Genomic DNA, 19,621 nt, shown 5'->3' with positions numbered 1-19,621 from the left:
GAGATGTTGTACCGTGGTGGGCAGGAAACATCAGGCGTGCGCACGCACCTCGGCAAACAAGGTATGCGTCGTATTCCTAACTATTTACGCTAGAAGCCGGGCTGCAAAAAACTGCGCGCGCCGGTGCAATGGCTATTCGGTGTCGAGCGAACGAATCAGATTGGCGCGCAGGTTCACGATCGCCTTCTGTAGCTTCATGAAGTCGTCGGGACCCAGTCCGGTGGCTTCGGTGAGATCCGCGATCTTCAGGCTCTTTTCGCGCAGCTTGCGGCCGCTGGCGGTCAGGCTCACACGCACCTGGCGCTCATCCTCCGGATCGCGCCGCCGTTCCACATACCCCATCGCTTCGAGCTTTTTCAGCATCGGCGTGAGGGTGTTGGATTCGAGAAAGAGCTTCTCGCCCAGGCCGCTCACCGTCTGGTTGTCCTGCTCCCAGAGCGCGATGATCGCGATGTACTGCGGATAGGTCAGCCCGAGTTCGTCCAGGATCGGCTTGTACGCCTTGCCGAAGGCCAGATTGGTCGAGTACACGGCGAAGCAAAGATAGTCTGCGAGCGGCGCGGGCTTGGCGCCCGGCGCCGGGTGATCCGTCGATTTCATGGTCATCCTCTTCAGACGAAGGCCTCAATGGCTCGCAAACTTGAATAAATCGCTTGCGATTATATCGTAGGCCGACACCGGTTTCGCCGTACACCGCCACTGCGATGCGCGGCGAAACAGCCACCACGCGGTGGCGCGATCAATGGTGGGCGAAGAGGCTGTTTCGCTCCATTGAGACGCGGCTGCCCGCGTCCGTGCCGACATCGGCCATGCCGCCGAACGCGGTGGCTGCGCTGCCGCCTTCGGTGCGCTCCGCGGCGAGCGTTTGCACGCTTTGGCCGCGTTGCGAAGCCGGTGCGCCGACTTCGGGGCGATAGGCCGGGGCCGGGCCATAGCCGCTGGCGAATGCGGGGGCGGCTGCGCTAGCCGAGAGGGCAATGAGGAGCGTGGCGATGAGTCGGGTTTTCATGATGATGTCTCGCTAAGTGAAGTTCAGTGGGTTTCGGTGAACGCGGTCATTGCGTTTGCCGCTCACGCGGTCACAACCTTCAGGCTCACGTCGATGTTGCCGTGCACGGCCTTCGAGTACGGGCAGATTTGATGGGCGCTGCGCGCGATGGCCTCCGCCACGTTCTGTTCGACGCCCGGCAGCGTGACAGTGAAGTGCGCGCCGAGGAACCAGGCGGCGCCGGTCTGGCCGATATCGACCTGGATGTCCACCGCCGCGTTGGGCGGCAACGTGACTTTCTTCAGCGAAGCCGCGATGCCGAGCGCGGAGATATAGCAGGCAGACCACGCGCCTGCGAACAGCTGTTCGGCGCGCGGGTGCGGTTCGGTGCCGACGATGTCGAGCGTTTCGCCGCTTGAAGACGTGAGCTCGAGGTCGACCACGCCGAATTCGCCGCGTTGCGCCGCAGGGTCGTGGTTGACGGTGGTGTGGGTGTTGCCCGAGAACAGGACTTTGTCGATCGTTGCCATGATGCGTTCCTCAATGAAATCAGGGATTTAGTGCTATGCGTCGCATAAGATCGAATCGCATGCGATGCATAATGGACGAGGGATTTCGCTTTGTCAAGCGCATAAGATTAAATCGCATACGATTTATATGGGGTTGCTTCGGGAGAGAATCGTGCGCTGAGACGTTATCGATCGTTTGAGTGATCGTTCTCGATCGAGCCCTTTTGGGGCGGCGCGTCAGGGAGGCGGCGCGGCTGCCCGAGCCGCCTCAGAAGAATGCGGGCGCCTACGCGGCCAGTTCGATGGCGGGCTCGCAGAGAATGGGGAAGTTCACTGAATTGGCGATATAGCACTGCTCGTGCGCCGCATGATGCAACCGTTCGGCGAGGCTGCGGTTGTCGCTCGCGCGGATCGTCACGCGCGGGCGCAACACGATCTTCGTGAACGCGCCGCGCTGCGGCGTATCGGCCATCGTGCCTTCGGCCGTGTCTTCGTAGGCGAGCACCGCGATGCCCGCCTCCGCGCACAGATGCAGATACCAGAGCTTATGGCACGCCGAGGCCGAAGCCACGAGCAGGTCCTCGGGATTCCAGCGCGCGGCGTCGCCGCGAAAGGCCGGATCCGACGAGCCCGGAATGTCCGGCTTGCCGCTCGCGCGGATCACGTGATCGCGGTCGTAGTCGCGATAACCCGAGGTGCCCGTGCCGCGATTGCCTGTCCATTGCACCGAAACGCGGTAGGTGTGTTCGCCATGCGCCATGCTGACTCTCCGTGTTGCATCGAAAAGGGTACGTCATTATGAACGCTTTCGGCATTTTGGTATACCATTATGCCGAAATCGCCCAAATGAAAAACCAGCCAGGAACCGGCCAGACACACATGGAAACACGATTCGACTCTACAGCGGACGCGGTTGCGTCCGGGTTGCGCGATCTGATCGTCAGCGGCGAGCTGGGCGGTGGCGAGCGCCTCGTTGAGCGCGACCTCGCGGAGCGTTTCGAGGTGAGCCGCATTCCGCTGCGCGAAGCCATCCAGCGGCTCGCGCGCGAGGGGCTCGTCGAGATTTTCCGCAATCGCGGCGCGGTCGTGCGCATGCTCACGGCGCACGACGTGGAGGAGATCTACGGCTTGCGCGTGCTGCTCGAAGGCGACGCGATCTTTCACAGCGTCAAGCGCATCGACGACGAAACGCTCGCACGCGCGGAACTCGTGCACCGGCTGCTGGGCGAGGCGGCCGCCACGCAAAAGCAGGGCGATCTCAACCGCGAGTTTCACGAGCTGCTCTATGGCGCATGCGGCAACGCTCGCCAACTGGCGGCTATTCGCGAACTGCGCGCGCAAGTGGAACGCTACGAGCGGCTGCAGAATACGCTGCTTGCCGATACCCCCTCCTTTCAGCACGAACACGAGGCGATTCTCGAAGCGTGCCTCGCCCGCAACGCGCGCAGCGCGCGCGCCTTGACCGTGGCGCATATCGATTCGGCGAAGCGCATCGTGCTCGCCGTTGTGGAGCGCATGGCGGCACAAGGCTAGGGCGCATACACCGCGGCGTTCACGCGCATTGCACCGGTTTTTACGACATTTTTTCTTGTGACCCTTCCGGGCAATCCCTAGACTGGCTGCATCGAAACGACAGGAGACGCCATGTCGATCTCGCGTGCAACCCAGCGCCCGGATGAGCCGGTCACCTCCGTGCTGCCCGGCCTTGGCCGGCTCGTGCTGAGGCGCTTCGATCCGCGCCACGACTCGTGGGAAGCGCTTACGCGTTTGCTGCATCGCGCGTTCTCGCGGCTCGCATCGCTCGGATTGCATTGCGCCTGCGCCGACCAGGCGGCGAGCCTCACGCGTGAACGCGCGCTGGCGGGAGACTGCTTCGTTGCGCTCTGCAATGGCAGGATCATCGGCACGCTCACGGTGGAAGGTCACGATAGCCATTCGCAGTGCGAACATTATCGCCAGCGCAGCGTGGCTTCGGTGCATCAGTTCGGTATCGAGCCTAAATGGCAAAGCCGCGGCATTGGCCGTGCGCTGCTCGATTTCGCGGGGCGTTGGGCGGCTGCGCGCGGCTACACGCAGCTCGCGCTCGACACGCCGTTTCCCGCCGCCCACCTCATCGCGTTCTATCGCGCGCAAGGCTTCAGTCTCGTCGATGTCGTGCGCTTTGCCGGCCGTGGCTACGACAGCGCCGTACTCAGCAAAGCCGCGGCTGCGCGTTGCAGCGTGGAGTTTGCACACCTGCCCGGCGCGTTGCGGCACTGCACGTCGCCGGGCCCGCTCGTCTGAGCGTGCGCCACCCTCACGCCTTGTGCGTGCGCGCCGCTTCGCGTTCCAGATAGCGCAGGAATTCGTCGGCGGGCATGGCTTTCGCATAGAGCCAGCCCTGCGCGTACTGCACACCGTGCTCGCGCAAGTATTGCGCTTGCGCTTCGGTTTCCACACCCTCGGCGACCATCAGCAGGTCGAGGCTGCGGGCCATGTCGATCACGTGCGGCACGATCTTGTTCATTTCCTCGCCGCTCGCGAACGAGCGGATGAACGAGCGGTCGATCTTGATGCCATCCACCGGCAGTTCCTGCAGATACGAGAGACTCGAATATCCCGTGCCGAAGTCGTCGATGAAGATGCGGTGGCCCGCCGCGCGAAACGCCTCGATAACGGGCGCGGAGCCGGCTGTGTCGATGAGCGTGCGCTCGATCGCTTCGAACCAGATCTGCTCGGGGCGCACCGCATATTTTCCGAGAACGGGCTTGAGGGTTTCGAGCACGCGCGTGCCGGCGAGATCCTTGCCGGCGAGGTTCAGCGAGACGTGCAGATCGCGGCGCCGGGCCAGCACGGCGCCCACGCTCTCGAACACGGAGCGCACGACCTGGTCGGTAATGGGCTCGACGAGACCGAGCGATTCCGCCATGGGAATGAACGTGTCCGGCGCGACGACGGAGCCGTCTTCGAGCTTCCAGCGCACGAGTGCTTCGGCGCCGACGCAGCGCCCGCTTTCCAGCGAGACGAGCGGCTGCAGCCACGCGACGAACTGGCGCCGCCGAATGCCCTCCAGTATCGCGCTGCGCGGCGTGCGCAGCTTGCGGCGCCAGCGCATGACGAGCCACGTGCCGAATACGCTCAGGACGAGCGCCGGCGGCAACAGCGTCTGGAGTTGCGCGGGCAGGTCGCGGCGCATGCGGTTCTCGGGCTCGTACGCGACCACGGCAATGGGAAAGCGGCTCGAGCGCTCCACGACGTAATAGCGGCCCTCGAAATACTGGCTGTTGCTGGTGCGCTTGAGTGCTGCGCGAACAATCGCATCGTCGACGTGTGCCCAGCTTGTAATGATGCCGCCGTCCTGCGTTTCGAGCACGGCCAGCTGGATGGCGTCGTCGAGCGGCACGATGTCGAGGTAAAAGCGCGGATCGATCACCACGACGTGATTGCCGAGACGCAAGTTGAGCATGCGCCGCTCGTTGTCGCGCTTGCCGACTTCGCTATGCCAGGCGGTGAAGCCGTCGGCGTAGGTCCATTCGGGTGGCGGCAACGCGGTATCGACGTCGCCGCGTTGCGAGCTGCAGCGCAGCCGCGCGCCATCGGTCCAGACGACTTCGCGAATGTACCGAAACTGTTCCTCGACATGACGCAGCCGCTGCAGGTGGTCGCTCGTGCAGGGATCGTCGCCGTATGGCATGAGCTGGTGCAGCGCAGATTCGGCTTCGGCCGTCACGAGTTCGGCGCGCAGCAGCGCGCGGCTCGAAAAGACATCGACCTGGTCGCGCTTCTGGCGTTCGTCGACGGCGTCCGACGCGTACACCGCGGCCATGAGCGTTGCCAGGACGGCGAACGCCACGACACAAAACGTCGTCAGGGCGGTGAGTCGGCTGCTCATGATGGACGGTCGGGCTCCGGCGTCGCGAACGAGGGCGACGCGCGGCCTTCGACGTTCGCCGTTGCCGATGGTAGCGTCTTTCCGATGGCGGCGACGCGCTGCTGTGCGGTGCGGGAGCACACTCGCAGGGCGGCCGGCTCTCCCGCTCATGCATGGCGCATGAACGTGGCCTGCGCAATCGTCAGGCTCGCGCCGGATCGATCGATCGGGAATCCTCTGCAACGACGCGATTGCGCCCGCCTTCCTTCGCGGCGTAAAGCCGCCGGTCGGCCACCGACATGAGCGCTTCGTAGTGGGCGAGGCAATCGGCGGGACTGGCCGCCACGCCGATCGAAACGGTGAATGCGATCGCATCGGCGTCCTGATTTGCGGCGTCGCCCGGCGCGCTGGCCGCGTGCGCTTCGACCGCGCGGCGGATGCGCTCGGCTACGGCCGCCGCCGTGGCGAGATCGGCGCCGGGCAGCAGCGCCGCGAACTCCTCGCCGCCCACGCGCGCGGGCATTTCCGCGCTGCGCAGGTTCTTGCGCAGGATGTCTGCGAATATCACGAGCACGCGGTCGCCCGCCGCATGGCCGAAGCGGTCGTTCACGCGCTTGAAGTAGTCGATATCGAGCATCAGCATGGCCACGGCGGGCGTGGCCGCGTCGCTGCCGCCTTCGCGGGCGGCGCGCTCCAGCGTCTCGTCGAAGACCTCCTGGAAGCGCCGCCGGTTCGCGAGCCCGGTGAGCGGGTCGCTGCGCGCGAGCGTTTCGAGCCGCGAACTTGCCTCGACGTACTGGCCGAATATGTTCTTGACGATGAACAGCGTGCCGACGAGCAGCACGGCGATCGCCAGCCACGCGACGATCAGCGGGCTGCTGAACACGCGGTGCGCCGCCGCGAGCGTGAGCGCGGAGTCGTCCGTGCTCGCGAGCAGGATCCAGTGCGTGTCCCCCACGTGCTGGAAGAGCAGGTAGCGCCCGCCTCGCTGAGCGTAGCCCTGGCCTCGTTGCATCCAGTCCGCCGCCTGTGCGCGCGCCATGTCGATGAGATACGGATCGAAGCTTGCGGGATGCTGTGCCGTGATCTTGCCATCGACGAAATAGACGAGGTCGCCGTTCTTGTTCAGGAGGCCGAATTCGGCAGGCTCCTCGTCCTCCGTCAGGTTGGTGGAGGCGAGCTGGAGCGCGAGCAGGCGCGAGGGCGCGACGTCCATCACCACGGCGCCGCGAAAGCGTCCGTTGGCGTAGACAGGCGCGCTGAGCGTGGAAATCGCCTCGCTTCGTTTTGTTTCCGTATAGATCGGAGTCCAGACGATGCCGTTTCCCGGATTCCGGCCGGACAGATGCAGGCGGTAGTAGGGCATCGTGCTGAAGCGCCGCAACAATTCGGGCGCGGGCGCGTCCGGGCGCTCGGGCGAGAGCACATACAGGCCGTTGGCCGAGATGTACGCGACCGTGCTTTGCACCGCGTCGGCGTGCTGGCTGATCGCAAGCAGCGGGCTGATCGAGCGCGCGAGGACGATGTCGGCGGGCAGCGTGGCCGTGTCGCGGTGAAAGCCCTCGATTCCCGTGAGTCCTTGTGCGTTGGTGCCGAAAACGAGCGGCCCGTCCATCGCGCCGGGGACTTGCCATGCGAGCTTGTCGCTGTTGCGCAGCGCGGCCTGCACGGCCGGATCGAGGAGACCTGCGCGCTGCTGGCTCGGCGAGGCGAGCACGTGTTCCGCGTAGTCGCGCAGGAACAGCAGGCGCCGGCGCTCTGCGGAGATCAGCGCGTCCACGCCCACGGCCCGCACCTCCAGGTCACGCTGGCGACTATGCAAGTCGTTGCGCGTCATCTGGTAGAGCTGGCGCAGGCCCACGCCGCTCACCAGCGCCATGGCGGCGAGAAAGCACACCGTCACCACGAGGTGCGGGCGTTTCATGACCATGCTGGAAAAACCGTGCGGCCGCGTGCGGCCAGGCGTGTGCTGCATGAAGCCCCCGGGACAGCGAATGGACGCGCGCGCATCGCGGTGCGGCGTGGCCCGGCGGCGCGGTTCCGGGCATCGCGATGAGCATAGCATCGCGCGTGAGAACCGCGCCGAACGCCGCCTCACAGGGCTCGGAGCGCCCAGGGCGGCACTCAACCGCGCCAGGCGGAATGACGGATCACGCTGCAGAAGTTGCCGGCGTGGAAATGCGGGTCCTTGTCTGCGAGCACGTCGGCCTTCACGTTGCCGAAGGTGGTGGCGGGCTTGTGCTTGATGCCGTCATAGAACGTCTGAATGATGTCTTCCTTGAAGTGCTCGCTGCGCGGGTGTGCGTGAACCACGGCCTCGCGCTCGATGTCGCTGAAGCGGTCGTAGGCAATGCCGAGCACGTCCATTTCGACGCCCGCCGTGACGAGCGCGATTACCGGATGCATGTGCTCGGGAATGCCCGGCGTCGTATGCAGCGCGATGGCGGTCCACACGAGGTCGATGTCGTGCTGCGAGATGCCGTGGCCGCGCAGGAAGTCGCGCGCGGCGTTCGCGCCGTCCACTTCGAAGCGTTCATGGTCGCTGCTGTGCGCATGCGTGAGGCCCATGTCATGAAACATGGCGCCCGCGTAGAGCAGTTCGCGATCGAACTTCAGGCCGAGCCGCCGGCCGGCCAGCGCGCCAAAGTAATAGACACGGCTCGAATGATGGAAAAGCAGCGGCGATTCGGTATCGCGCACGAGTTCGGTAATTTCGCGGGTGAGTTTGCTGTCGGGAATCGCGACATCGGCGAGGGTCGGGGTCATCGGGGTGCTCCGTCGGGTGGGTGATGACCTCTATTCTGGGCGGCGCCAGGGTTGTCCTCAATCGACGGATACCGTTGTTTTCTGCCAATTCGACCGATTTTGGGCCATCGGGGATTCACGGCGCATAGCGGCACTGCCGTCAACCGGAAAATTTCGCCGCAACCCGGGATTAGCGGCGATAATCGGCAAAATCGATTCGATCGGCGCGCATTTCATGCGCCATGCATGGGCGGCGTATGGGCTGCGAGATGCGGCCCGCGAATCGCACATTGGGCGCACGGGGACGCTGAAGGCAACGCGCCGCGCCAACCAGGCTGGTAAGAACAAGAACCCACGCGACAGACTATGTATTCGATCCTGCCAGCGTTCGTGTCCGCATTATTTCTCGGATTCGGCGTCTACGTGCTCCTGACTGAGGGCTTCACGCGCCTCTCGGTGCCGTTCGCCTTGATGTGCGCGACCACGTTCTTCTGGCAGGGCACCTGGGCGTTTCTGTTCCAGACGTCCGACCCCGATCTGTCGGCCGTGCTCGTCAAGGCCGGTTACTTCTTCATCCTCTTTCTGCCCACCACGTTCTATCACTTCGTGACCGAAGTGAGCGCCCGGCGCGGCGAACGCCCGCTCCTCATCGCGTCCTACCTGCTCAGTGTGCTGCTCGCGGCGCTGTTGCTGTTGAGCGATGCCGTCGTGGACGGCTACGGCACGTTCTTCTTCGGCAAGTATCCGAAGGCGGGCATGCTGCATCCCGTGCATGTGGCGCAGACAGTGCTGCTCGCGTGCCGCAGCGCATGGCTGCTGTATGCCGCTCGCCGCCAGACCCAGGCGCACGACCGCCGCAAGCTGCTCGACCTGTGCTTCGTGAGCCTCGGCCTGTACGCGCTTGCCGCCACCGACTACGCCGTGAATTACGGGCTCGCGTTCTATCCCGTGGGCGCGGTGTTCATCGCGATCAGCCTTGGCATACTCGCGGTCACGATCGTGCGGTTCGGCCTGATGCGCCCGTACCTCATCGCGGCCACGGTGGCGCACGAGGTTGCCACGCCGCTCGCGGCCATCGGCATGCATGCCGAGGAAATCGGCAACGTGCTGCCCGAGCTCATGCGTGGCTACCAGTTGGCCGTGCAGCACCAGTTGTGCGTGGACGGACTCTATCCGGGGCAGTCGGAGCGCCTTTCCTCGCTTGCCACGTCGATACGCCGCCAGGTGGACAGCACGAGCACGGTGGTCGAAATGTCGCTCGCTTCGTTCACGCTCGACCGGCTCGACCGGCGCAGCTTCGAGACCTACCCCGTGCGCTCATGCGTGAACGCCGCGCTCGAGCGCTTTCCGTTTCGCACCGGCGAGCGCGATATGGTGGAGGTGGCGCCTATCGACGCCCAGCTGAGTTTCTCGGGCTCGGATTCGCTGGTCGTGTTCGTGCTGTTCAATCTGCTCAAGAACGCGCTCTTTGCGATTCACGCGGAAATCGCCGAACGAAGCGACAAGATCAGCGACTACGTGGGCCGCGTGGAGATCAGCGCGACGAGCGAAGCGGGCTTTTGCGTGCTGCGCTTTACCGACAACGGCTGCGGTATTCCCGCCGATATTCTGCCGCGCGTGTTCGATCCGTTTTATTCGACCAAGGCGCACGGACGCGGCGCCGGCATGGGCCTCACGTTCTGCCGCCGCGTGGCCGAAGCGCTGGGCGGCACGATTGCGTGCGAGTCCGAGCCGCACGTCCACACGACCTTCACGATCCGCCTGCCGGAGCCCGGCACGAGCGCTGACCGCGCGCTGCACGACGCACCGGCGAAACCCCGCCGTTTTCCGGCGGGGCAGGATTTCGCAGGCTAGTTCATGTAGCCGGGTTGAACGTGCTCAATGCGCGCTTAGTTCGAACCCGAAGGCAGGACCAGCTCGTATTCCTTCACGCGCTCGATGATGCCGGGCGGAAAGCGGCGAATGCGCTTGTCGGTGCCGGCGAAGAGAATCTGCTGATAGCCGAGCGAAACGGGCCGCCCGTCCACGCAAAAGCGGAACACGAGATACGCGGAGCACTGACGCACCTGGAAGGTGTTGAGGTAGCAATCCACGCGCTGGAACGGAAAGGTTTCCTGCACGTATTCCTGGTGGGCGCGCTTGGTGACGAACACACCGCCCGAGGCGAGCAGATTGTTGTGAATGCACTCGTGAAACCAGCGTTCGCGGCAAATGCCCTGCCATTCGAAATAGCGGGCGAAATACGTGTTCATGAACGCGTTCGAGTCCTTCAGGTAAATATCGATGACGTGATGAAACGTTTTGGTCGGCGTAGCTTCCATGATTTCGTCGGAGAATCCGGCGGTGCCACGGGACAGGACGGCGGGAATGGATTCGCGTGCGTACATCAGAGTAACTCCAGATAGGGACTGCAGGCGGCAGCCGCGCGTGCCTCCGCTGAGAAGGAGGCATGCACCATTCTCTTCGTGTTCCTCTTCATCCAGAACCGTGCTCCCCACATACGCGAACCGCTTCATGCTCGCTGGCTGCGATAACGTTTGCGCATGCCTGCGCTGAACGCACCGTTGCGGCTTCGGGTTGCTGTGTCCAGGCGACACGCCGCATAATCGATATGTTTTCCTCGCGGTGCAGCTCCGGGTATCGGGCGCACCGCATGAGGCGCAGTGTGCTTAACCGAGATCCAGCATGAGTTCCATCGTCAGACAGCCGGTCTTTCATCCCGTTTCCGTCGTGTTTCTCGACGACAGTCCCGACTTTCTCTACGCGTTGCGCGGCCTCTTTCCGGGCGCGGGCACGGACCGCTACTTCACGAGCGCCGCACAAGCGCTGGCCTTCGTCGCCTCGCATGAAGCGCGGCAGAGCGCGCGCAATCCCGCTGCGGGCGCTGCATGGTCGGAGTTCGAGAAGCGGGGCGGCAACGCGCTGGGCGAGGACGTGATGGCCGACGCGGCGCGCTTTGGCGATATCGCCGCGCTCGTCGTGGACTACGAAATGCCGGAGATGACCGGCGTTGAGTTTCTCGCCGCCGCGAAGGACGTGGCGTGCACGCGCATCCTGCTCACGGCCACGGCCGACGAATCGCATGCGGTGGAGGCGTTCAACGCGGGGTTGATCGACTTCTACGTGAAGAAGTCCGACCCGGCCATGACCCGCAAGTTGCGCGGCGCGATCGACGATGCCAAGCGCAAGTTCTGCGCACGGCGCGGCCATATCGGCGTGCATGGCGTAGGCGCGATCTACGCGAACCGGCGTATTGCCGATGTGCTGCACGAAGTCGCGCTGCGCGAGCGGATTGTCGAGTACTACTGGCGGCCCGAGCAGAATGCCGTGCTGACGTTCGACGCTGCGGGCAACGCCGGTGTGTTTCTCGCGTGGGATAGCCACGACTGGGCGGCGCAATGCGATGTCGTGGCCGACGAAGGCGGCCCCGCAGCGCTGCGCGAGGAAATGGCGGCGCGCCGTATCATGCCGGTCTTCTGGCCGAACGAGGCGTACCGGCCCGGCATGTCCCGCGTGGAGTTCGCGACGCCGCAGCCGGTGCCGGGACTCGACGACACATATACGAGCTGGACGCGGATCGACGACCCGGGCCTTGTGCCCGGGCTGATTACGTTTGCTGCGTGGCGGGCGCAGCAAGGCGCGCCGGGTGAGGGCGCGAGCCTTGCGTGATGCCGTTCCAGGCCGCCCTTAGAACGTTTCCCAGTCTGCGGTTTCGTTGGACGCGGTGGTCGCGGGGCTGGCCGTTGCCGCCTTTGCCGCTGCGTTCGTGGTCTTGGGTGCCGGCGTGGTTTCCACTGCCTTCGCAGCACGGGCAGGGGCAGGGCGCTTGAGCGGTGCTGCCGGGCGCACGGCACGCGCGCTTTGAGCAGGCGCTCTAACCGTTGAAGCAAGCGCCGGCTCAGCCTGCGCCCCGACCCGGAACACTGTCACGACCTCGCGCAACCCATTGGACTGCGCCGCCATCGACTGCGCCGCGGCCGATGCTTCTTCCACGAGCGCCGCATTCTGCTGCGTCACTTCGTCCATCTGCGCGACGGCGCGGTTCACCTGCTCGATGCCGGTGTGCTGCTCCTCGGAAGCCGCTGCGATTTCGCCCATCAGGTCAGCCACGCGGCGTGCCGAAATCACCACCTCGTCGATCGTCTTACCCGCTTCGTCAACGAGCCTGGTGCCTTCCGATACTTGCGTGACCGACTGCCCGATCAGGTCCTTGATCTCCTTGGCGGCTGTCGCGCTGCGCTGCGCGAGGCTGCGCACCTCGCCCGCCACGACGGCGAAGCCACGGCCCTGGTCGCCGGCGCGCGCCGCTTCCACGGCCGCGTTGAGCGCGAGGATATTGGTCTGGAAGGCAATGCCGTCGATCACGCCGATGATCTGCTCCACGCGCTGCGAGCTGCTCGAAATCTCGTTCATCGTTTCGACCACGCGGCGCACGACTTCGCCGCCGCGCGCGGCGACTTCCGATGCGTTCACGGCGAGCGTATTGCCCTGGCGCGCGTTGTCGGTGTTGTGCTTGACCGTGGTCGTGAGTTCTTCGATGCTGGCGGCCGTTTCTTCGAGCGAGGCGGCTTGTTCCTCGGTGCGCGAGGAAAGGTCCAGGTTGCCTGCCGCGATTTCCTTGGCGCCCGTCGTGATCGACTCAGCCGAAGTCTGGATGCGGTGCACGGTTTCGACCAGCTGGCGCTGCATCTGCTGCATCGAGTGGAGCAGGCTGTGCTGGTCGCCGGGCGCGAGGTTCACATGCGCCGTGAGATCGCCTTCGGCAATGCGCTGGCAGATCTGCGAGGCATATTCCGGCTCGCCGCCAAGGCTTTGCCGGATCGTGCGGATGAGCCACATGAGGCCGAGCGTCACGGCTGCGCCGATCACCGTCACGAGCAGGAGATTGCTGATCAGCGCGCTGCGGAAGGCGTCGTCGATATCGTCGGTATAGATGCCGGTGAAGAGGTGCCAGTCCCAGCCCGGCACGAGGACGGAATAGCTGATTTTTTCGACCGGCGCGCTCTTGCCCGGCTTCGGCCACCAGTAGCTGCTGTAGCCGTCGCCGCCCGCGGACGAGCTTTTGACGATCTCGAGCGCCACATGCGTGCCGCGCGGGTCCGTCAGGTCCGCCTGGCTCTTGCCTTCCATTTCAGGCTTCGGCGGCACGAGCAGCGCCATGGCGTTGCTGTCGTAAATGCCGAAGTAGCCGCTCTTGTCGTCGCCGTAGCGCATGCCGCGCAGCGTGGCGATGGCGAGACGCTTCGCGTCGTCGGCGCTCATGTGGCCGGCGTCCGCTTCTTTCTGGTAGTACGAGACCGCGCCCAGTGCGGTTTGCGTTTCCTGCTCCACCAGGTTCTTGCGGTCCGTCACCATGCCCGAGCGCGTCATAAAGGCGTTGGCCACCACCATCACGACGAGCGAGATCCAAAGCAGCCCGACGATGCTCCAGGCTTTCTGATTCAACGTTATTCGCTTCACGTTCGTTATTCTCCAGCCATCTTCGATTGTTTTTTTCGTAGCGATGCACAGGTGCAGCGCCATCGTGTTTAACGGATGGTTGGAACGGAACCTTAAATTTGCTTATTGGTTCTTTGCGCTGGATGCGGTTTGCGTGTGTTGATTCTTTCGTCAAGCTTTCGCTCGCGGCGCAGCCGTGGACGCCCGCACGACCAGCCGCGGCGACGAGACCACGCACACGCGTGCAGCCGCGCCCGCAGCCGAATCGGGCGCTTCGACCAGCTCCGTCAGCAACTCGACGGCCAGTTCCGCCGCCTCGATCGTTGCGACCGCAACGGTCGTGAGCGCGGGCCGCGATTCGCGCGCAAGCTGAATATCGGTGATCCCGACCACCGAAAGCTCGCGCGGCACGTGAAGGCCGAGATCGGCGGCGGCCTGCATCGCGCCGAGCGCGGGCAGGTCGTTGGTCGCGAAGATTGCGGTGAGGTCGGGGTGCCGCGCCAGCAATTCGCTCGTGGCCGCGTAGCCGCCTTGCGTCGTGTCCGGCGCATAACGCACGGGCGCGCCCGCGCCGTCGAGCCCGGCCGCCTGCATGGCCGCGACGAAGCCGTCATAGCGCGCCGCGTGAATGCCGGAAACCTTGCTGCCGACGATCGCGCCAATGCGCCGATGCCCAAGCGTCAGCAAATGCTGTGCGGCAAGCTCCCCCGCGCGGCGGAAATCCACGGCCACGCACGGCAGGCCAGGCGGGTCGAGCGGGCGCTCCCACATGCACAGCACGACCGGCGCGCCGCGCCGCACGGTGGCGCGCAGGTCGGAGAAGTCGAGATTGGCGTTCATCACGAGCACGCCCGCCGAGAGCGTGCCCGCGATCTGTTCGAGGTAGGCGCGGCCCGTTTGCGGGTCGCCGTCCGTATTGCAGATGATGAGAAAGCGCCCACTGCGCCGCAGCGCATTTTCCACGGCGAGCGCGAACTCCGGGTAGAACGGGTTCGCGATGCTCGACACCATGAGCGCGATGGTCGGCGGCCGCCCTTCGGCGAGCGCGCGCGCCGACAAATGCGGGCGATAGCCGAGCGCCTCGACTGCTTCGAGCACACGCTGGCGCGTGGCTTCGCCCACGCGGCCGCGCTCGCGCAAGACGTTCGAGACGGTGGCGGGCGTCACACCGGCGCGGCGCGCGACTTCGTTGAGGGTCGGCATGCGATCTCAAAATATGGGAAGGCGATTCAACATTTGCATGATTGTGACGGGCACTGCAACATTGGCCCGACAATCAAAACGATTACCGGAGACAAGGCAGCCAGATCGCACACGCGATCGCTTTTTTATGGCCTGCTGATTAAGCGCTTAATCTCCGTGTCGTGCCGATTAGAACATGGAGACGGGACGATGGCGAGCATTTCGTTGCGCGGCGTTCAGAAGGCATACGGCGAGAATGCGCCGGTGATTCGCAACGTCGATCTGGAGATCGGCAGGAACGAGTTCTGTGTATTTCTCGGCCCATCGGGCTGCGGCAAGTCCACGCTGCTGCGCATGATCGCGGGCCTGGAAGACGTGACCGACGGCGATATTTCGATCGGCGGCAAGCTCGTGAACGACGTGCCCGCCGCGCAGCGCGGCGTGGCCATGGTGTTCCAGAGCTACGCGCTGTTCCCGCACATGACTGTGTACGAGAACATGGCGTTCGGCCTGAAGCTCGCGAAAACGCCGAAGGCCGAGATCGATCGCAAGGTGCGCGAAGCTGCGCGCATTCTTCAACTCGAAGCGCTGCTCGAGCGCCACCCCAAGGCGCTTTCGGGCGGCCAGCGGCAGCGCGTGGCGATTGGCCGCGCGATCGTTCGCGAGCCCGGCGTGTTCCTGTTCGACGAGCCGCTTTCCAATCTCGACGCAACGTTGCGCGGCCAGACGCGTATCGAGATTGCACGCCTGCATCGGCAGTTCGAGCAGGCGAGCGTGGTGTACGTGACGCACGATCAGATCGAGGCGATGACGCTCGCCGACAAGATCGTTCTTCTGCACAGTGGTAAGGATACCGAACGATACGGCAGCATCGCCCAGGTCGGCGCGCCGCTCGAGCTTTATCATCGGCCCGCGAGCCGCTTCGTGGCGGGCTTCATCGGCTCGCCGCGCATGAATTTTCTGCCGGCGCGCGTGACGGCCATCGAGGCCAACGGCGTGAGCATCGCGCTCGACGGAAGCGGCGAAACGCTGCGGCTGCCGGTGCAGGGCGCGCGGCTTGCTGTGGGCGCGCCTGTCACCTTCGGCGTGCGGCCCGAGCATCTCGAACTGGTGGGGCAAGGGGTTGTGCCACGCACGTCGGGCAATGATCAGGATGCCTTGACGATCACACGTGCCATCACGCTGGTCGAGGAACTGGGCGAGCACAGCTACGTGCACCTCGATCAGCCGGGCGGGGCGGTGCTCGTCGCCAAGGCGCCCGGCGACGCACGGCTAGCTAGCGGCGACGCCGCGCAGTTCCGTGCGAGCGCCAACGCCTGTCATCTGTTTGCGGAAGACGGTTTCGCCGTTGCGCCGCTCGCCACCGCCGATCAACCCGCATGAAAACAACAAACGAGGACACAGGCATGCGTCTTGGAGTTTGCTACTACCCCGAGCACTGGCCGGAGGCCATGTGGAAAGACGACGCCGCGCGCATGAAGGCGCTCGGCATCGCGCAGGTGCGGATCGCCGAGTTCGCGTGGAGCCGCATCGAGCCCACGCCCGGCGAGTTCGACTGGGGCTGGCTCGATCGCGCCATCGACACGCTCGGCGCCGCCGGCCTGCAAGTGGTGATGTGCACGCCCACGGCCACACCGCCGAAGTGGCTGATCGACCGGCATCCCGAGATTCTCCCCGTGGGCGCCGATGGCCGCGTGCGCGGATTCGGCTCGCGGCGGCATTACGATTTTTCGTCGCCGGTGTATTACGAGGCTTCGCGCCGCATCTGCGAGGCGGTTGCGGCACGTTATGGCCAGCATCCGGCCGTCGCGTACTGGCAGACCGATAACGAGTACGGTTGCCATCAAACGGTGGTCAGCTATTCGCCCGCGGCGGTGCAACGCTTTCGCGAATGGCTCAAGGCGCGCTACGGCAGTATCGACGCGCTCAATACCGCCTGGGGCACGGTGTTCTGGAGCATGGAGTACCGCAGCTTCGACGAAATCGACGCGCCCGTTGGCACCGTGACCGAGGCGCATCCGTCGCACCGGCTCGACTACCAGCGCTTCGCTTCCGATGAAGTGCGGCGCTACAACCGCATGCAGGTGGATATCCTGCGCGCGCATTCGCCGGGGCGGCCCATCGCGCACAACTTCATGCAGCTCTTCATGGAGTTCGATCACTACAAGGTCGCCGCCGATCTCGACGTCGCGACGTGGGACAGCTATCCGCTCGGCGCGCTCGATCAGCAGTGGTTCGCGCCCGAGGTCAAGGCGCGCTATCTGCGCACGGGGCACCCGGACTTCGCCTCGTTCAATCACGACGTGTATCGCGGCATGTCGAAGCTGCCGTTCTGGGTCATGGAGCAGCAGCCCGGCCCCGTGAACTGGGCGCACTGGAACCCCGCGCCGCTGCCTGGCATGGTGCGCCTCTGGAGCTGGGAAGCCTTCGCGCATGGCGCGGGCTGCGTGTCGTATTTCCGCTGGCGCCAGGCGCCGTTCGCGCAGGAGCAGATGCACGCGGGCCTGAATACGCCCGACAACCGCCCCGACCTTGGCAGTGCGGAGGCGGCACGCGTGGCCGAGGAAATCGAGGCCGTGCTCGCGGCGGCAAAGGGCGGCCGCGACTTCGACGTGAAGACGCCCGTTGCGCTCGTGCTCGACTACGAGGCGAAGTGGCTCTTCGAGATTCATCCGCAGGGCGCCGACTTCCACTATCCGCGCTTTGCTGTGGAGTACTACTCGGCGCTGCGCGCGCTCGGCTTCGATGTGGATATCGTTTCGGTGCACGCGCCGCTCGACGGTTACCGTCTCGTGGTCGTGCCGCCGCTGCCCATTGTCCCCGACGACTTCGCGCAGCGCCTCGTCAGTTCGGGCGCGCAAGTGGTGATCGGGCCGCGTACGGGCTCGAAAACCGTCGACTTGCAGATTCCCGCCAACCTGCCGCCGGGGCCGCTCGCGGCGTTGCTGCCGCTGCGCGTGTGGCGCGTGGAGTCGTTGCGGCCCAATATCAGCGAGCCGGTGCGCTTCGACATGGACGACGCGCACGAAGGCCACGCGCGCCACTGGCGCGATCTGATCGAACTCGGTGCGGTGGTGAGCGTCGCCGGCGAAAGCGAATGGGCCGTGCCGGAAGTGCGCGCGACGTTCAGCGACGGCCATCCCGCCTATGTGAAGAGCGGCGCGGTCCACTACCTGGCCAGCCTGTTCGACGAGGCGAGCACGCAGGCGCTCTTTGCGCGTGTGGCGCGCGAAGCGGGACTTATGCCGCAGCCGCTCGGCGACGCAATACGCGTGAGCCGGCGCGGCGGCTTCACCTGGGTATTCAACTATGGGCCGGGCACGCACACGCTTTCTGCGGATATTCCCGACGAGGCAATCGTAATCGGCTCGCGTACGATAGAACCGCAGGGCGTGAGCGCCTACCGTTCGTAATGCACGAGAAGCCGGGACGAGAAGCCGGGACGAGAAACAGACGCATTGCGCAGTTCCTTCCGATGCAGCATCGACAACGACGTATAACCAAGGAGACACGCATGATCGGCAAGACCTTCAGACCACGCACCCTGCTCGTTGCGGCGACGCTGGCGGCGGGCGCGCTTGCAGGCACGTTCGCAAGCGCAGCGCAGGCCGGCACGCTCGAAATGAATATTGCCTACAAGGGCGCAAGCCAGCGCGCCGTGTGGGAGCAGGTGATCGACGAGTTCAAGAAAACGCATCCCGGCACCGACGTGAAGGTGTCGTTCGTCGACGAGGAAGCCTACAAGGTGCAGTTGCCGAACTGGCTCACGACCGCGCCGCCCGACATCGTGAACTGGCACGACGGTGAGCGCATGGCCTACTACGCGAAGCGCGGCCTGTTCGCGGACCTTTCGGACGACTGGAAGAAGAACAACTGGGACAGCATGTACGCCTCGACGAAGGAGGCCTCGTCCTACCAGGGCAAGCAGTACGCCGCGCCCACCGTGTATTACTCGTGGGGCATGTTCTATCGCAAGGACCTGTTCGACAAGGTGGGCATCAAGAGCGAGCCGAAGACGTGGAATGAATTCCTCGACGCCTGCAAGAAGCTCAAAGCCGCCGGCATCACGCCGATCGCGGTGGCTGGTCGCGACGCGTGGACGCTGGCCGGCTGGTTCGATTATCTGGACCTGCGCCTGAACGGCAACGCGTTCCACCAGAAGCTCATGGCGGGCGAAGTCCCGTACACCGACCCGCGCGTGAAGAAGGTCTACGTCACGTGGAAGCAACTGCTCGACGACGGCGATTTCATCGCCAATTCGCTCTCGTACGATCTGGATGCGGCGCAGCCGTTCCTGTTCCAGGGCAAGGCCGCGATGATGCTCATGGGCACCTTCATCACGGGCGGCTTCAGCCCGACGGTCAAGCAGCAGATGGGTTACTTCCAGTTCCCGATCATCGACCCGAACGTGCCGACCGCCGAAGATGGCCCGGTCGAATCGCTGCATATCCCGGGCAAGGCGAAGAACAAGGCCGATGCGCGTGCGTTCCTCGCGTTTGCGGAGACGCCGGAAGTGGGCGCGCAACTCGCGAAGGGCCTGGGCTCGCTTTCGGCCAACAGCAAGTCGCCGGAGCCGGAAGACCCGATTTCGAAGATCGGCTTCCAGATTCTTTCGAACACGAAGGGCGGCATTGCGCAGTTTTATGATCGCGACATGACGAAGGAAATGGCCGACGAAGGCATGAAGGGCATGCAGCAGTTCGTGTCCGATCCGACGAAGCTGGACTCGATTCTTGCGCAGCTGGAGCAGACGCGTCAGCGGATCTACAAGAAGTAAGGAGTTCGAAGTGGGGCGGGCGGTGCATGCTTGCGCCGTCTGCCCTACGTGCAGGTAGACAGGAGGTTTTTGCCGTGAGACAGGCAGTGACTCACACCGTTGCGCATCGCGCGGACGCAACCGCACCGGCG

General features: G+C 64.8%; 17 protein-coding genes. 7 read left to right on the top strand and 10 right to left on the bottom strand.

What is annotated here, in order from left to right; all coding sequences use genetic code 11:
• Nucleotides 1–132: 132 nt before the first annotated feature.
• The 4 genes from U5A57_RS23535 to U5A57_RS23520 form a co-directional block, all read right to left on the bottom strand.
• Nucleotides 133–600, bottom strand: coding sequence for a MarR family transcriptional regulator (locus U5A57_RS23535; RefSeq protein WP_321914039.1), 468 nt, complete (start codon nucleotides 598–600; stop codon nucleotides 133–135).
• Nucleotides 601–739: 139 nt separating this feature from the next.
• Complete coding sequence (locus tag U5A57_RS23530) at nucleotides 740–1,009, bottom strand: hypothetical protein (protein WP_321914038.1); 270 nt, start codon at nucleotides 1,007–1,009, stop codon at nucleotides 740–742.
• A 62-nt stretch (nucleotides 1,010–1,071) separates the two neighbouring features.
• Nucleotides 1,072–1,518: an Ohr family peroxiredoxin gene (locus tag U5A57_RS23525; RefSeq protein WP_321914037.1), complete on the bottom strand. Its 447-nt coding sequence runs from the start codon at nucleotides 1,516–1,518 to the stop codon at nucleotides 1,072–1,074.
• 265 nt (nucleotides 1,519–1,783) lie between these two features.
• Nucleotides 1,784–2,257 (bottom strand): OsmC family protein, encoded by a 474-nt coding sequence (locus tag U5A57_RS23520; RefSeq protein WP_321914036.1) that lies wholly within the window; start codon nucleotides 2,255–2,257, stop codon nucleotides 1,784–1,786.
• 119 nt (nucleotides 2,258–2,376) lie between these two features.
• Between U5A57_RS23520 and U5A57_RS23515 the strand changes: the two genes are divergently transcribed.
• Both U5A57_RS23515 and U5A57_RS23510 read left to right on the top strand, forming a co-directional pair.
• Complete coding sequence (locus U5A57_RS23515) at nucleotides 2,377–3,030, top strand: GntR family transcriptional regulator (RefSeq protein WP_321914035.1); 654 nt, start codon at nucleotides 2,377–2,379, stop codon at nucleotides 3,028–3,030.
• A 111-nt stretch (nucleotides 3,031–3,141) separates the two neighbouring features.
• Nucleotides 3,142–3,780, top strand: a complete 639-nt coding sequence (locus U5A57_RS23510; protein ID WP_321914034.1) for a GNAT family N-acetyltransferase — start codon at nucleotides 3,142–3,144, stop codon at nucleotides 3,778–3,780.
• 13 nt (nucleotides 3,781–3,793) lie between these two features.
• On the opposite strand, the gene U5A57_RS23505 is transcribed toward U5A57_RS23510, so the two are convergent.
• The 3 genes from U5A57_RS23505 to U5A57_RS23495 form a co-directional block, all read right to left on the bottom strand.
• Nucleotides 3,794–5,368, bottom strand: coding sequence for an EAL domain-containing protein (locus U5A57_RS23505; protein WP_321914033.1), 1,575 nt, complete (start codon nucleotides 5,366–5,368; stop codon nucleotides 3,794–3,796).
• A 181-nt stretch (nucleotides 5,369–5,549) separates the two neighbouring features.
• Nucleotides 5,550–7,271: a diguanylate cyclase gene (locus U5A57_RS23500; protein WP_321914032.1), complete on the bottom strand. Its 1,722-nt coding sequence runs from the start codon at nucleotides 7,269–7,271 to the stop codon at nucleotides 5,550–5,552.
• A 200-nt stretch (nucleotides 7,272–7,471) separates the two neighbouring features.
• Nucleotides 7,472–8,113, bottom strand: coding sequence for an HD domain-containing protein (locus tag U5A57_RS23495; RefSeq protein ID WP_321914031.1), 642 nt, complete (start codon nucleotides 8,111–8,113; stop codon nucleotides 7,472–7,474).
• A gap of 345 nt (nucleotides 8,114–8,458) precedes the next feature.
• On the opposite strand from U5A57_RS23495, the gene U5A57_RS23490 reads away from it, so the two are divergent.
• The gene (locus U5A57_RS23490) at nucleotides 8,459–9,946 is read left to right on the top strand and encodes an ATP-binding protein (RefSeq protein WP_321914030.1); all 1,488 of its coding nucleotides are present in this window, start codon (nucleotides 8,459–8,461) and stop codon (nucleotides 9,944–9,946) included.
• A 35-nt stretch (nucleotides 9,947–9,981) separates the two neighbouring features.
• Here U5A57_RS23490 and U5A57_RS23485 read toward each other — a convergent pair whose 3' ends face one another.
• Nucleotides 9,982–10,479, bottom strand: a complete 498-nt coding sequence (locus tag U5A57_RS23485; protein ID WP_069265858.1) for an acyl-CoA thioesterase — start codon at nucleotides 10,477–10,479, stop codon at nucleotides 9,982–9,984.
• 298 nt (nucleotides 10,480–10,777) lie between these two features.
• On the opposite strand from U5A57_RS23485, the gene U5A57_RS23480 reads away from it, so the two are divergent.
• Nucleotides 10,778–11,761 carry a response regulator gene (locus U5A57_RS23480; RefSeq protein ID WP_321914029.1) on the top strand — a complete coding sequence of 328 codons (984 nt, stop codon included), beginning with the start codon at nucleotides 10,778–10,780 and terminating at the stop codon, nucleotides 11,759–11,761.
• 18 nt (nucleotides 11,762–11,779) lie between these two features.
• Here the strand turns inward: U5A57_RS23480 and U5A57_RS23475 are convergent, their stop codons facing one another.
• Nucleotides 11,780–13,552, bottom strand: a complete 1,773-nt coding sequence (locus tag U5A57_RS23475) for a methyl-accepting chemotaxis protein (RefSeq protein WP_321914028.1) — start codon at nucleotides 13,550–13,552, stop codon at nucleotides 11,780–11,782.
• Nucleotides 13,553–13,702: 150 nt separating this feature from the next.
• On the bottom strand, nucleotides 13,703–14,734 hold the full coding sequence (locus tag U5A57_RS23470) for a LacI family DNA-binding transcriptional regulator (RefSeq protein WP_321914027.1): 1,032 nt from the start codon (nucleotides 14,732–14,734) through the stop codon (nucleotides 13,703–13,705).
• A gap of 189 nt (nucleotides 14,735–14,923) precedes the next feature.
• On the opposite strand from U5A57_RS23470, the gene U5A57_RS23465 reads away from it, so the two are divergent.
• The 3 genes from U5A57_RS23465 to U5A57_RS23455 all read left to right on the top strand — a co-directional run bounded on the left by U5A57_RS23465 (nucleotide 14,924) and on the right by U5A57_RS23455 (nucleotide 19,490).
• Entirely contained in the window at nucleotides 14,924–16,096 is a 1,173-nt protein-coding gene (locus U5A57_RS23465; protein ID WP_321914026.1) for a sn-glycerol-3-phosphate ABC transporter ATP-binding protein UgpC, read from the top strand.
• 23 nt (nucleotides 16,097–16,119) lie between these two features.
• Nucleotides 16,120–18,126 (top strand): beta-galactosidase, encoded by a 2,007-nt coding sequence (locus U5A57_RS23460; protein WP_321914025.1) that lies wholly within the window; start codon nucleotides 16,120–16,122, stop codon nucleotides 18,124–18,126.
• A gap of 101 nt (nucleotides 18,127–18,227) precedes the next feature.
• Nucleotides 18,228–19,490, top strand: coding sequence for an ABC transporter substrate-binding protein (locus U5A57_RS23455; protein WP_321914024.1), 1,263 nt, complete (start codon nucleotides 18,228–18,230; stop codon nucleotides 19,488–19,490).
• Nucleotides 19,491–19,621: the final 131 nt, after the last annotated feature.

Origin of the sequence: Paraburkholderia sp. J11-2 (assembly GCF_905220185.1) — a bacterium.
In the GTDB taxonomy this organism is placed as follows: domain Bacteria; phylum Pseudomonadota; class Gammaproteobacteria; order Burkholderiales; family Burkholderiaceae; genus Paraburkholderia.
Note: the sequence above shows the minus strand (reverse complement) of the source record. Positions and strands in the feature narration are given on the sequence as shown.